Origin of the sequence: Rossellomorea sp. NPDC077527, from assembly GCF_044542955.1 — a bacterium.
Taxonomy (GTDB): Bacteria; Bacillota; Bacilli; order Bacillales; family Bacillaceae_B; genus Rossellomorea; species Rossellomorea aquimaris_E.
Map to the genome: position 1 here is coordinate 1 of NZ_JBITVL010000011.1, position 13,008 is coordinate 13,008.

14 protein-coding genes, 2 tRNA genes and 1 rRNA gene are annotated in these 13,008 nt (G+C 41.3%); 12 read left to right on the plus strand and 5 right to left on the minus strand.

The window, feature by feature from the left end; translation table 11 throughout:
- The 7 genes from rrf to tsaD all read left to right on the plus strand — a co-directional run.
- A 5S ribosomal RNA gene (rrf, locus tag ACIGG7_RS22285) occupies nt 1-95 on the plus strand; the annotation flags it as partial.
- Between the two features lie 79 nt (nt 96-174).
- Nucleotides 175-248 (plus strand) — tRNA-Met (locus ACIGG7_RS22290).
- 91 nt (nt 249-339) lie between these two features.
- Nucleotides 340-416: transfer RNA gene (locus tag ACIGG7_RS22295), tRNA-Asp, on the plus strand.
- 166 nt (nt 417-582) lie between these two features.
- Nucleotides 583-1,038: a tRNA (adenosine(37)-N6)-threonylcarbamoyltransferase complex ATPase subunit type 1 TsaE gene (tsaE, locus tag ACIGG7_RS22300; protein ID WP_224945602.1), complete on the plus strand. Its 456-nt coding sequence runs from the start codon at nt 583-585 to the stop codon at nt 1,036-1,038.
- Nucleotides 1,035-1,733: a tRNA (adenosine(37)-N6)-threonylcarbamoyltransferase complex dimerization subunit type 1 TsaB gene (tsaB, locus tag ACIGG7_RS22305; protein WP_397551051.1), complete on the plus strand. Its 699-nt coding sequence runs from the start codon at nt 1,035-1,037 to the stop codon at nt 1,731-1,733. The genes tsaE and tsaB overlap by 4 nt, the downstream gene beginning before the upstream one ends.
- Nucleotides 1,734-1,754: 21 nt before the next feature.
- Nucleotides 1,755-2,192, plus strand: coding sequence for a ribosomal protein S18-alanine N-acetyltransferase (gene rimI / locus ACIGG7_RS22310; protein ID WP_397551052.1), 438 nt, complete (start codon nt 1,755-1,757; stop codon nt 2,190-2,192).
- Nucleotides 2,189-3,205, plus strand: a complete 1,017-nt coding sequence (gene tsaD / locus ACIGG7_RS22315) for a tRNA (adenosine(37)-N6)-threonylcarbamoyltransferase complex transferase subunit TsaD (protein ID WP_224945605.1) — start codon at nt 2,189-2,191, stop codon at nt 3,203-3,205. The genes rimI and tsaD overlap by 4 nt, the downstream gene beginning before the upstream one ends.
- A gap of 352 nt (nt 3,206-3,557) precedes the next feature.
- Here tsaD and ACIGG7_RS22320 read toward each other — a convergent pair whose 3' ends face one another.
- On the minus strand, nt 3,558-5,504 hold the full coding sequence (locus ACIGG7_RS22320) for an ABC-F family ATP-binding cassette domain-containing protein (RefSeq protein WP_397551053.1): 1,947 nt from the start codon (nt 5,502-5,504) through the stop codon (nt 3,558-3,560).
- A gap of 189 nt (nt 5,505-5,693) precedes the next feature.
- Here ACIGG7_RS22320 and ACIGG7_RS22325 point away from each other — a divergent pair, with 189 nt between their 5' ends.
- Genes ACIGG7_RS22325 through tatC form a run of 3 tightly spaced genes read left to right on the plus strand, consistent with a single transcriptional unit; the run spans nt 5,694 to nt 7,379 of the window.
- Complete coding sequence (locus ACIGG7_RS22325; RefSeq protein WP_224945607.1) at nt 5,694-6,371, plus strand: redox-sensing transcriptional repressor Rex; 678 nt, start codon at nt 5,694-5,696, stop codon at nt 6,369-6,371.
- 54 nt (nt 6,372-6,425) lie between these two features.
- A complete protein-coding gene (locus ACIGG7_RS22330) occupies nt 6,426-6,596 on the plus strand; it encodes a twin-arginine translocase TatA/TatE family subunit (RefSeq protein ID WP_034766054.1) in 171 nt (56 codons plus the stop codon).
- A 15-nt stretch (nt 6,597-6,611) separates the two neighbouring features.
- A complete protein-coding gene (gene tatC / locus ACIGG7_RS22335; protein ID WP_224945608.1) occupies nt 6,612-7,379 on the plus strand; it encodes a twin-arginine translocase subunit TatC in 768 nt (255 codons plus the stop codon).
- A 15-nt stretch (nt 7,380-7,394) separates the two neighbouring features.
- Here tatC and ACIGG7_RS22340 read toward each other — a convergent pair whose 3' ends face one another.
- Together ACIGG7_RS22340 and ACIGG7_RS22345 are read right to left on the minus strand one after the other, a co-directional pair.
- Nucleotides 7,395-7,604: a YdiK family protein gene (locus ACIGG7_RS22340; protein ID WP_219165768.1), complete on the minus strand. Its 210-nt coding sequence runs from the start codon at nt 7,602-7,604 to the stop codon at nt 7,395-7,397.
- Complete coding sequence (locus ACIGG7_RS22345; protein WP_224945610.1) at nt 7,601-8,344, minus strand: CPBP family intramembrane glutamic endopeptidase; 744 nt, start codon at nt 8,342-8,344, stop codon at nt 7,601-7,603. The genes ACIGG7_RS22340 and ACIGG7_RS22345 overlap by 4 nt, the downstream gene beginning before the upstream one ends.
- Before the next feature lie 290 nt (nt 8,345-8,634).
- Here ACIGG7_RS22345 and groES point away from each other — a divergent pair, with 290 nt between their 5' ends.
- A complete protein-coding gene (gene groES / locus ACIGG7_RS22350) occupies nt 8,635-8,922 on the plus strand; it encodes a co-chaperone GroES (protein WP_034766060.1) in 288 nt (95 codons plus the stop codon).
- Between the two features lie 55 nt (nt 8,923-8,977).
- Complete coding sequence (gene groL, locus ACIGG7_RS22355) at nt 8,978-10,612, plus strand: chaperonin GroEL (protein WP_034766062.1); 1,635 nt, start codon at nt 8,978-8,980, stop codon at nt 10,610-10,612.
- 66 nt (nt 10,613-10,678) lie between these two features.
- Here the strand turns inward: groL and ACIGG7_RS22360 are convergent, their stop codons facing one another.
- Both ACIGG7_RS22360 and ACIGG7_RS22365 read right to left on the minus strand, forming a co-directional pair.
- Nucleotides 10,679-11,926 carry a site-specific integrase gene (locus ACIGG7_RS22360; RefSeq protein WP_397551054.1) on the minus strand — a complete coding sequence of 416 codons (1,248 nt, stop codon included), beginning with the start codon at nt 11,924-11,926 and terminating at the stop codon, nt 10,679-10,681.
- 31 nt (nt 11,927-11,957) lie between these two features.
- Nucleotides 11,958-12,671 carry a hypothetical protein gene (locus tag ACIGG7_RS22365; protein WP_397551055.1) on the minus strand — a complete coding sequence of 238 codons (714 nt, stop codon included), beginning with the start codon at nt 12,669-12,671 and terminating at the stop codon, nt 11,958-11,960.
- Between the last annotated feature and the right edge of the window lie 337 nt (nt 12,672-13,008).

Sequence of the window (13,008 nt, forward strand, 5' to 3'; positions counted from 1 at the left end):
TCACACCCGTTCCCATGCCGAACACGGAAGTTAAGCTCTTCAGCGCCGATGGTAGTTGGGGGATCTCCCCCTGTGAGAGTAGGACGTCGCCAGGCGAAACATTTCTTTTTTGTACAATCACTTTAAATGTGAGGGTACATATAGTAGTATAAAAGGTAGAAACATTTTTATCGTCGCGGGGTGGAGCAGTTCGGTAGCTCGTCGGGCTCATAACCCGAAGGTCGCAGGTTCAAATCCTGTCCCCGCAATACCATTTTTGCTTGTTATCAGTAAGAGGTTAACTTTGATCTTTTATGAGTCACGCAAGGATAGTTATTTTTGCTAGCGCAAAAAAACTCTGGTCCGGTAGTTCAGTTGGTTAGAATGCCTGCCTGTCACGCAGGAGGTCGCGGGTTCGAGTCCCGTCCGGACCGCCATTTTGTTTATTCAAACGAAACGTTGTTTCGTTTTTTTTATTGTCTATTTTCATAACCTTTACTCTCATACCCGAAAAAGGGTAAACTACATATATACATTCTCCCTTAGGGTAATAAATGATCCTAAGGTTTTTTTATACTCTAAATGATGATTGAGGAGATTAACATGAATCAGTTTGAGATCGTAACGAACAGCCCGGAGGAAACAGGCCGATTTGCTGAGGAACTGGCAGCGCATCTGAAGCCCGGTTCTGTATTGACATTGGAAGGTGACCTTGGGGCGGGAAAGACGACGTTTACGAAGGGTCTAGCCAAGGGTCTCGGTGTGACTAAAACCGTGAACAGTCCCACTTTTACCATCATAAAAGAATATAAAGGGCGTTTGCCTCTTTATCATATGGATGTATACAGACTGGACGATTCCTTTGAGGATTTGGGTTTTGATGAATATTTTGAAGGGGAAGGCGTGACCGTCGTTGAGTGGGCTCACTTAATACAGGATCAGCTTCCGAAGGAGTTATTGAGTCTATCGATTTACCGGGAAGGCGATTCAGCGAGAAGAATCGTGTTGAAGCCGTATGGAGATCGATATAGTGAATTGTGTAAGGAGATTGTGTCATGACGATATTAGCAATAGATACCTCCAATTATCCGTTTGGGGTTGCCCTTATTCAAGAAGATAAGGTAATTGGGGAGTACATCACGTATATGAAGAAGAATCATTCTGTAAGAGCGATGCCTGCAATCGAACAGTTGTTAAATGAATGCGGAATTGAGCCGAAGGACTTATCGAAGATAGTCGTGGCAAATGGTCCGGGATCCTATACAGGTGTAAGGATTGGGGTCACGTTAGCCAAGACCTTGGCATGGTCATTGAATATTCCCCTTATCCCGGTATCCAGTCTCGCGACACTTGCTTCGTCTGGACGGTATTTTTCAGGGTTTATCGTTCCCATATTCGATGCTCGAAGAGGGCAGGTGTACACAGGGCTGTATGAGTTTCAGGGAGATCAATTAGTTTGTGTTGAAGAGGACCGTAACATCATGCTTGAAGAATGGGTGACTAAGTTAAAAGAATCAAATAAAGATCTATTATTCGTCGGGAATGATGTTGCCATCCATGAAAACATCATTAAGGAAGTGCTGGGGGAGCAGGCCAAAATCGCTCCATTTGTCAGTCATAATCCGCGCCCGTCCGAGCTTGCTTTTATTGGAATGGGCCTTAAAGAGACAACAGCGCATGAAGTGCTTCCAAACTATATACGGATGGCAGAAGCAGAAGTGAAATGGCTGAAGTCTCAAAAAAAATCTCAATAGATGGTAAAGGATCGTTACAATATGGATATACGATTTATGACGGTTGATGATTTAGATGCTGTAATGGAAATAGAAAATCAATCTTTTAGCATACCTTGGAGCCGGGAGGCCTTCTTGAATGAAATGGAACATAACCATCTGTCCACTTATCTTGTTGCCGTGGAGGACGAAAAGCTTGCAGGCTATTGTGGGGTGTGGCTTGTTGTGGATGAAGCCCATATCACCAATGTAGCCGTACTCCCTGATTTCCGTGGGAGAGGCCTGGGGGAAAGCCTTATGCGCAAGATCATGGGGATTGCGATAGAATTCGGGGCACGCGTCATGACTCTGGAAGTCAGAGTCTCGAACATGCCTGCCCAGCATTTATATCGTAAGCTCGGGTTTCAGGATGGTGGAATCCGTAAGCGGTACTACTCGGATAACCAAGAGGATGCTTTAGTAATGTGGGTGAATTTATGAGAAAAGATACGTTCGTATTAGGAATTGAAACAAGCTGTGATGAAACAGCTGTAGCGATCATTAAGAATGGAACCGATATTGTGACGAATATCGTATCGTCGCAAATAGAAAGCCATAAGCGATTCGGTGGAGTAGTCCCTGAGATTGCTTCACGTCATCATGTAGAACAAGTAACATTTGTGCTGGAAGAAGCCCTGAATCAAGCAGAGATGACAATGGACGATATTGATTGTGTCGCCGTCACAGAGGGACCAGGTTTGGTAGGGGCCCTCTTGATTGGAGTAAATGCAGCTAAAGCACTGGCATTTGCCCATCATAAACCGTTGGTGGGAGTCCATCACATTGCAGGGCATATCTATGCCAATCGTTTAGTGGAAGAGATGAGATTTCCTCTCCTTTCCCTAGTCGTTTCCGGAGGTCATACGGAGCTTATACTCATGAAAGAGCATGGTTCGTTTGAGGTCATCGGAGAGACGCGGGATGATGCGGCAGGGGAAGCCTACGATAAGGTTGCACGAACCCTCGGTCTTCCGTATCCGGGAGGCCCTCATATCGACCGGTTGGCCCATGAAGGGGAAGCGACTCTTGAACTGCCCCGGGCATGGCTGGAGGAAGGTTCTTATGATTTCAGTTTTAGCGGGCTAAAATCGGCAGTTATCAACACATTACACAATGCGAAGCAAAAAGGAGTGGACATTCCTCCACAAGATTTGGCAGCAAGCTTTCAGGCAAGTGTCATTGATGTATTAGTGACGAAAACGGTGAAAGCTGTGAAGGAATACGGAGTGGAGCAAGTACTATTGGCAGGTGGAGTTGCGGCCAATAAAGGTTTACGGAGTGCCCTTCAAGAAGCATTTGATGGGCTGGAGGCAGAATTGATTATCCCTCCTTTATCCCTTTGTACGGACAATGCAGCCATGATAGCAGCTGCAGGTACGATTTTGTTTGAACAAGGAAAAAGGGGAGGCATGGATATGAATGCTCACCCGGGACTTGATATTGAAACGTTTTAAAATGAAAGCCTGAACGAAGTCTTCATTCAGGCTTTTTTTAATGCAGGTTTGTTGATATCTTGTGTGTAACATTCTGAATGGATCAAAAGAAGAGAGAAAATAGAAACGAACATACGTTTTATCAACAGGTTGTGGATAAAATGTGAGTAACTGTAGATATGATGTGTATACTTTGTGAAAAACACTTGGAATAAACTTCCTATAAACTTGGTTATTCTGTGGATAAACTAGTGAAAATTTGTGGATTATGTGGAAAAGTGATGTGAATGACGGTTCATAAGTCTTTTTACTGTGGATAATAATGTGGAATAAGAAAGGATTGGGGTGAAGTAGTTATCCCCAATCCTGTGGATTATTGTTCTTCTTGCAGAAGCTCTTCTAGTTCAGTCCACTCTTCCAATAAAGAATCAAGCTCTTCCTTCTCTTTGGTGAGTGATTCATTGATGTTCTGTACCTTCTCGTGATCTTGAAAGATTTCAGGATCGCAGAGCAGGTCCTCTTTTTCCTGGATGTTCTCTTCGAGTGTTTCCATGAGGCCTTCGATTTCTTCTACTCGGCGCTTTCGTTGACGTTCGAGTTTTTTCGCTTCTTTATCGATCTTATGAGACTGCTTTTGAGTCGTACCTTGAGATAAAGACGTTTCTCCTTGTTCGATACGTTCAAGTGCCGCCAATTCTTCCTGCTGTTGTAACTTTTCCACATAATAATCGTAATCGCCAAGGTATTCGGTTGACCCTTTCTTGGATAATTCTACAACCTTTGTGGCAATCCGGTTGATGAAGTAACGGTCATGGGAAACGAATAGGATCGTTCCTGGATAATCGATCAGGGCATTTTCCAACACTTCTTTGCTGTCTAAATCCAGATGGTTCGTCGGTTCATCGAGAATCAATACGTTTCCTTTTTCCATCATCATCTTGGAAAGCGCTAATCGTGCTTTTTCTCCACCGCTTAATGTGGAAACGGGCTTAAGGACATCTTCGCCTGAGAAAAGGAAGTTACCCAGGACTGTGCGAATTTCTTTCTCCATTTTCATCGGATACTCGTCCCACAGTTCATTTAAGACGGTTTTATTAGAAGACAGTTCGGCTTGTTCCTGATCATAGTAACTGATGGACACATTGGATCCGAATTTAAATGTTCCATTCAGTGGCTGGAGTTTATTCACCAATGTTTTTAAAAGCGTCGATTTCCCGATTCCGTTCGGGCCGACGAGCGCGATGCTGTCCCCTTTTTTGACAGAGAAATCAATATGAGAAGAAATTTTCTCGTCCCTACCATATCCAATGGTAAGATCCTGGACATGCAGGACGTCGTTTCCACTTGGACGTTCGATCTGGAACGCGAAGTTGGCAGATTTCTCATCTCCGAGTGGCTTGTCCATCCTATCCATACGTTCTAACTTTTTTCGACGGCTTTGAGCCATCTTGGTAGTGGAGGCACGAGCGATATTCCGTTGAATGAAGTCTTCGAGCTTGGCGACTTCCTGTTGTTGACGCTCGAACATTTTGAGATCCTTTTCATAGTCTTCTGCTTTCTGTTCAAGGTACCTACTGTAATTGCCCAGATATTTCTTGCTCCTGTTCCGTGAAATCTCATACACCTGGTTGACGACGCTGTCTAAGAAATAGCGGTCATGGGATACAATCAGGACGGCCCCTTCATAGCTTTGAAGATAGGTCTCAAGCCATGATAACGTGTCGATATCCAAATGGTTGGTCGGCTCATCAAGGATGAGGATATCGGGCTTGGTGAGAAGAAGTTTACCGAGAGCGAGACGGGTTTTCTGCCCACCGCTCAATGTGGATATCTTAGTGCCGTAATCGAAATCGGCGAAATTCAATCCGTGAAGGACGGATCGGATATCCGCTTCATACTGATATCCACCGGAGTCCTTGAAGCGTATTTGAAGTTCATCATATTCTTTCAATACTCTTTGATAGAAATCTTCTTGTTCATAAACGGAAGGGTCGGCCATCTGCTGCTCCAATGAGCGTAATGTTTTCTCCTGTTGCTGTAACTCTGCGAAGACGGTGAGCATCTCGGCCCAAATGGACAGATCAGACTCCAAGCCAGTATTCTGCGCAAGGTACCCGATGGAGACACCTTTTGGCTTTGTGATTTCACCGGCATCATAGGAAAGATGACCTGCAATAATTTTAAGAAGAGTCGATTTGCCCGCTCCATTACGGCCAACGAGGGCAACACGATCTCGGGTCTGTATTTCAAGTTTAATATTTGATAGGATATTATCTGCACCAAAGTTTTTGGTTAGTTGATTCACTTGTAGAAGAATCATGACGTTTCACCTCTATTTCATAGTGCTAGTGTACCGTATTTGAGAGGGGAACGGCAATCATTCGACTATTAATCATCATACACTTGGGATAAAATATAGTGTATGATGATAGGAGAGTTTATAAATTCTGTATGCCCGCTTTTTTGGAAGCGGTATCAGAGGGCTTGAAAAGATGTGGGGGAATACAATATGAACCAGGATACAACGAAAATTCCACAGGCAACGGCCAAGCGCCTTCCGTTATACTATCGCTTTATTAAAAATCTGTATTCATCTGGTAAGCAAAGGGTTTCATCGAAGGAATTAAGTGAAGCGGTGAAGGTCGATTCTGCTACCATCCGCAGAGATTTTTCTTATTTTGGAGCATTGGGAAAGAAGGGATACGGCTATAATGTCAATTATCTCCTCTCCTTCTTCCGCAAGACACTGGATCAGGATGCCCTTACGAAGGTAGTGCTGATCGGGGTGGGGAACCTTGGAACGGCGTTTCTTCATTATAATTTCATCAAGAATAATAATACAAAGATTGAAATGGCATTTGAAGTCGATGAAAAAAAGGTCGGCACGCAAATCAGCGATGTCCCTGTTTTTCATTTGGATGATTTAGAAGAGAAGCTTCTAGGGCATGATATTGAAGTAGCGATCCTGACAGTTCCGGCATCTTCTGCTCAGAACATCACAGATCGGTTGGTTTCTTCCAATATAAAGGGGATCTTGAATTTCACCCCAGCGAGATTGACCGTACCAGACCATATCCGCGTCCACCATATCGATTTAGCGGTTGAACTACAGTCACTCGTATACTTCTTAAAGCATTACTCTGAGGATGACACGGAAATGTCACAAGATGGAATCATAACAGAATAGAAAATCTTTCAAATGTACGTTATGATAGAATGGTAAAAGAGGAGGTGTCTCATTATGCCAGGTCCAGGTAGCCTCGTATTAATTGCAGTCGTTGCATTACTTATTTTCGGTCCTAAGAAATTACCGGAATTAGGAAAGGCAGCAGGAAATACACTGCGTGAATTTAAAAATGCAACAAAAGGCTTAGCAGATGATGAAGACGAAAAAAATAATAGTGCTAAGTAGAGTAGGATGAACGCCATGAGTCAAAGAGACATGACAGTTTATGAACATATAGGAGAATTGCAGAAACGACTCATGTTTGTAGTCGTTTTCTTCTTGTTAGCCGTTGTTGTAAGCTTTTTTCTTGCAGAGCCGCTAATCAGATACTTACAGCATGCCGATGAAGCGAAAGAGTTAACGATGAATGCCTTTCGTATCACAGATCCTCTGAAGATCTATATGGAAATGATCATGTTCATCGCTTTGATCATGACATCTCCCATCATTTTGTTCCAGGTCTGGTCTTTTGTCAGTCCAGGTTTATATGAACGGGAAAGAAAAGTGACACTTAGTTATATTCCCGTGTCCTTATTACTTTTCCTAGGTGGATTGTCATTTTCTTATTTTATTTTGTTTCCATATATCGTGAAATTCATGATGGGTTTATCAACGAATTTAAATATAGAGCAAGTGATTGGGATCAATGAATACTTTCATTTCTTGTTCCAAATCACCATTCCTTTTGGTTTTCTGTTTCAGTTACCTGTAGCCATGTTATTTCTTACACGGTTAGGGATTGTAACGCCGATGATGATGGGGAAAATGAGAAAAGCCGCATACTTTATCTTATTGGTTATCGCAGCGCTTATCACGCCCCCGGATATTGTATCTCATTTAATGGTGACTCTGCCATTATTCATATTATATGAAATCAGTATTTGGATATCCAAAATCGGCTACAAAAAGGTGTTAGAAGCAGAGCAGAAGCTTGAAATGGAACAGTTCGAGAATATAAATAAGGATTGATCAAATGATCAATCCTTATTTTTTGTTCTTTATTTGTTTTTTGATCTTGAAATGCAACATGATCATCCGTAGCCCGGAACCGAAGTCCAGGGTCGCAAGAAAGATGAGCATGTACGTGAAAAATCCCCAACCTTCATCATTCTGTACGTTTTGTACAGCGAAGTATGTGAAGAGCACACCGAGAAGGAGATAGATCACTCCTGAGAATAATGGTGATCTCCTCATAGAAATAATCCTCCAATAAATCCTTGTATTTTTTCAGCTTCGTTCATCATTTTCTCGATTTCGTCCTTATAGATAGATTGCATTAGAACGACCGTTGTATTCATGGCAACGTGGGCAAATATTGGCACCAGGATCCGCTTCGTTTTTACATAAAGGAAGGCGAAGGTGAAGCCCATCGCGGAATAAAGGATCACATGCTCCGGCTCGAAATGGGCTAGAGCGAAAATGACCGAGCTGATAAGGGCGGCAAAGAAGAAATGCATCTTCTCGTAAAGCACGCCAAAAATGATCTTCCTGAATACGATCTCTTCCAAAATTGGGCCGATTATGGCCGCAACTATCATAGATAATGGAACCTTTTCAATAATACCGATAATCATCTGGGTGTTTTCAGAACCCATCTGGATCCCCAGGGCATACTCGACTCGGATTGCAATCGTTTGGGCAAAGAAGGCCATGAAGATCCCGAGCACCGCCCATATGATGGAACGGCCAGTTCCTATGGGAGCGCTGCGTTCAAGCCGAGTACTAGTCTCACTTTTCCTAAGAATGCTCCAGACAACGAGAAGAGTCAGCGTAAAGCTGATGACGAGCCAATAACCTGGAACCACACTTTTGACTACATTTTCCGGTTTCCCTAGGATATCGACACCAATTTTATATAAAAGGGGTACCCCGACAATGCTTGAAAGCTGCATGACGATATAGGCAATTAAAATAAATCCGAAATGTTTTTTCAACGTTTGATCTCCTTTAGCTCCTGTAAGATAACGACCAGCTTTACTCCTGTACAATTCTACTAAGAAAAGCGGAACTGTTCAAATCTAAGGGTTTTATTCATCCTGGAATATATGGGGAAAGAGGAGCATAGGATAGGAGGGTGTGAAAAAAAGAGAAATATGACGAAAAAAATTTTAAGCAGGACTCTTGCAAAATGAAAACGAATTAATTAATATAATAGTTGTGTTAGCACTCACAGAGCTCGAGTGCTAATAAATATCATTTACATATTTCAAGGAGGTTGTTTCACTTGTTAAAACCACTAGGTGATCGCGTCGTTATCGAGCTAGTTGAGTCAGAAGAAAAAACAGCAAGCGGTATTGTGCTACCGGATTCCGCAAAGGAAAAGCCACAAGAAGGTAAAGTGATGGCTGTAGGTACTGGTCGCATTCTTGACAACGGTGAGCGCGTTGCTCTTGAGGTAGCTGTCGGCGATCGGATCATTTTCTCTAAATACGCTGGTACAGAAGTGAAATACCAAGGCACAGAATACCTGATCCTTCGTGATAGCGATATTCTGGCTGTAGTTGGCGAATAATTAAATTTCCGTATAGTAAACCATACATTATTTAAATAAGAGGAGGACTTTATCAATGGCTAAAGATATTAAATTCAGCGAAGAAGCACGCCGTTCCATGCTTCGCGGTGTCGATCAATTAGCAAATGCAGTAAAAGTAACTCTTGGACCAAAAGGACGTAACGTGGTACTTGAGAAGAAATTCGGTTCACCACTTATCACAAATGACGGTGTAACCATTGCGAAAGAAATCGAACTGGAAGATGCATTCGAAAACATGGGTGCCAAACTGGTTGCTGAAGTAGCAAGCAAAACAAACGAAATCGCCGGTGACGGTACAACGACTGCAACGGTCCTTGCTCAAGCAATGATCCGTGAAGGTCTTAAAAACGTAACAGCTGGTGCTAACCCTGTTGGCGTTCGCAAAGGAATCGAAAAAGCGGTTCAAGCGGCTATCGAAGAATTAAAAGTGATTTCTAAGCCGATCGAAGGCAAAGATTCCATCGCTCAAGTTGCGGCTATCTCTGCAGCTGACGAAGAAGTCGGTCAATTGATTGCAGAAGCAATGGAGCGCGTTGGAAACGACGGCGTTATTACAATCGAAGAATCAAAAGGGTTCACTACTGAACTTGACGTAGTAGAAGGAATGCAGTTCGACCGTGGATATGCATCTCCATACATGGTCACTGATTCAGATAAAATGGAAGCTGTCTTAGAAAATCCATACATCCTGATCACTGACAAGAAAATCGGTAACATCCAGGAAGTACTTCCTGTCCTTGAGCAAGTCGTACAACAAGGTAAGCCACTATTAATGGTAGCAGAAGATGTTGAAGGTGAAGCTCTTGCAACGCTTGTTGTAAACAAACTTCGCGGAACATTTAACGCTGTAGCTGTTAAAGCTCCTGGCTTCGGTGACCGTCGTAAAGCGATGCTTGAAGACTTAGCGGTTCTAACTGGTGGAGAAGTGATCACAGAAGATTTAGGCTTAGACCTTAAATCTGCCAACATCACTCAACTTGGCCGCGCGGCGAAAGTAGTTGTAACGAAAGAAAACACGACTGTCGTAGAAGGCTCTGGAGATCCAGAAAAAATCGCAGCTCGCGTAAACCAAATCCGTGCTCAATTAGAAGAGTCCACTTCTGAGTTCGATAAAGAAAAATTACAAGAGCGCCTTGCTAAGCTTGCAGGTGGAGTGGCAGTCGTGAAAGTTGGAGCTGCAACTGAAACTGAGCTTAAAGAACGTAAACTACGCATCGAAGACGCACTGAACTCTACTCGCGCAGCAGTAGAAGAAGGTATCGTATCCGGTGGTGGTACGGCACTAGTGAACGTATACAACAAAGTAGCATCCATCGAAGCGGATGCAGATGTTGCGACTGGTATCAACATCGTACTGCGTGCTCTAGAAGAGCCAATCCGTCAAATCGCTCACAACGCTGGACTCGAAGGTTCTATCATCGTAGAACGTCTGAAGAAGGAAGAAGTAGGTGTCGGATTCAACGCAGCAACTGGTGAGTGGGTCAACATGATCGAAAAAGGTATCGTAGATCCAACCAAAGTAACTCGTTCTGCACTGCAAAACGCAGCGTCTGTTGCAGCAATGTTCCTAACTACTGAAGCAGTAGTAGCGGACATTCCTGAAGAAGGCGGCGGCATGCCGGATATGAGCGGTATGGGCGGCATGGGTGGAATGGGCGGCATGATGTAAACACCCTCATAAACCCTTGTGAATAAAGGTTTTTTGAAGATTCAACGCAATTGATTTAACAATTGTTTAACGGAGGTCTCTCATAAGGTCACTAAACTTATGGGCGGCCTCCTTCTTTTTAGGCTTAGTTACATGCCAGTAAACATTTTTAGTTGTCGCATCATCTTTATGACCAAGACGATCCATAATCTCCTGTAAGCCTACCCCAGCTTCAGCAAGCAAAGAAGTATGTGTGTGTCTTAACGAATGAGGTGTGAGTCCCTCATTAAGTTTTGTTTCTCCAACATCCATCCCTTTGTTAGTTAGCTTCAATAACCTTTTCATACGGTTCTCTATTTTTTTTAAGTATAATGGATATCCTGGATTTTTTTCATCATTAAGAGCAAAAATAAAATCCTTATCATGGTACCTATTTCGATATTTCATTTTTATTTTCTTTTGAAGTTGTTGGTGTTTTTCAAGTTTTTTTATTACAAAGCTATCGATTTCAATTTTTCTCTTGGCACTCTTTGTTTTCGGGGGGAGAAGTTGGTAATTCAATATATTATTTTTTGGATTATAGTAGGTTTTAGTAACACTAATTGATTGTTGCTCAAAGTCAATATCCTTCCACTTTAGTGCACAGAGTTCTCCGACTCTCATACCTGTATAAGCTAATAGAGTAAATATTGGATCATCTTGATCTAATCCTTGAACTTTAGAGGTGTTAAGGAATCTAGATAGCTCTTCCTTTTCAAGGTATTTTATTAAATTCTCTTCAGATTCTAATTCTTCAACAGATTTTTGGGTTTTTGGTACATAAGCAAATTCTGTGGGATCTTTCTTTATCAAATCCATTTCAGCAGCTTTTTTAAATATCATACGCCCCGTTCTATGAGCACCATCTAATGTATTCTCTGCAAATCCACGTTCTTTTAAATTATTTAAAGCATCCTGGTACTTTTTACGACTGACATCTTTTATCTTTAGTTTAGCGAAATAATCTAAAAGGCGTTTGATTTCGTGGTTTCTAACTCTAATAGTGCTTATCTTTACCTTACCAGTAGCTTTATACATGTCTAACCATTGATATGCAAATTCTTCGAAAGTAACATTTCCTTCTTTAACATATTGACCAGCTTCAATCTCTGCTAAAAAGTGTGCAGCTGCAAGTTCTGCTTCTTTCTTTGTATTAAAACCACCTTTAAATTTTTGCTTTCTTCGTCCATTCTTGGGATTGATTCCTACATCCATTAAAAAACCCCATTTTGCTCCACATTTGCACCTTTTTCCTTTTTCACACTTGCAATTAGGTTTGTAAAAATGACCTTTCATAACGACTCTCCTTTATTTTTTATTGGATTTGTTACTCAATATCTTTTCCTTGTGCATACTGATTAATTGATTTAATAGAGCTTTCAATAACATCAAAAATCATATTAACGTGCCTATATAGCATTGGACTTTTATATGTTCCATGGAGGATTTTATCTCTTATTTCCATGTATTTTACCAATTCTTTATAATACTCTTCTTTAGTGATATCAAAGTCTACATACATTTGGAGGTGCATTTCAACCTTGCTTTTTAACGTTAAACTATTAATGAAATTAAATGCCTTATCTTCCTCTAGACCTGTCTTGTTAATAAAGCCCTTGATTAAAACTTCATTTAGCATAATTTCAAATGCATTAAATGCGATAAGAACTGCACTTTTATTATCGTAACTATGATTTCCTCGTATTTGTTTTTTTGAAGAATTTAACAGGAATTGATAAAATTGTGTATCCTCATTATTTGAATTTGGAGCCTCATTTTCATCATTTTCAAATAAATATTGTTGATGATAGACAATATGACCAGCAGCTTCCATAAGTTTTTCATAAGTTACATCGTTGTGAGCATGTTCGGATAATTTTTTTATTGTATTTGGACTTGGAGGGTTTTTAACCAACCCCCTTATAAATCGCGATATATGAGACGCATCTACTCCTGAGTGGAGCGCATAGTTGTTTATAGAACGATCACCTTTAGCTTCTTTTAATAACTCTCCAAATATCTTCCCATCAAATTCTGGCACTTTTTAACACCTTCCCAAAAGCATATTTAACATTAATTATAAGTGGTTATTGATTTTATTCAATGGAAGTGGTGAAAAAATATAGAATTTTTTCAATAAAACTGTTGAAAAAATTCTATGGAGTCGGTATAGTATGGAATATAATCAATATTGATTAAATTCTATAGTTAATAGAATTTAATCTACAGGAGGTTGTTGCCTTGTATTTAAGTAAAAGTAAGCTCAGAAGTTTAATGGATAAAGCGGCTGATGGTAATTACAATAAGTTCGCACGGATGCTAAATGTGGATGTAAGCCAATTGCATAAGATTATTAATAGCAATAGTAATGCAGGTCC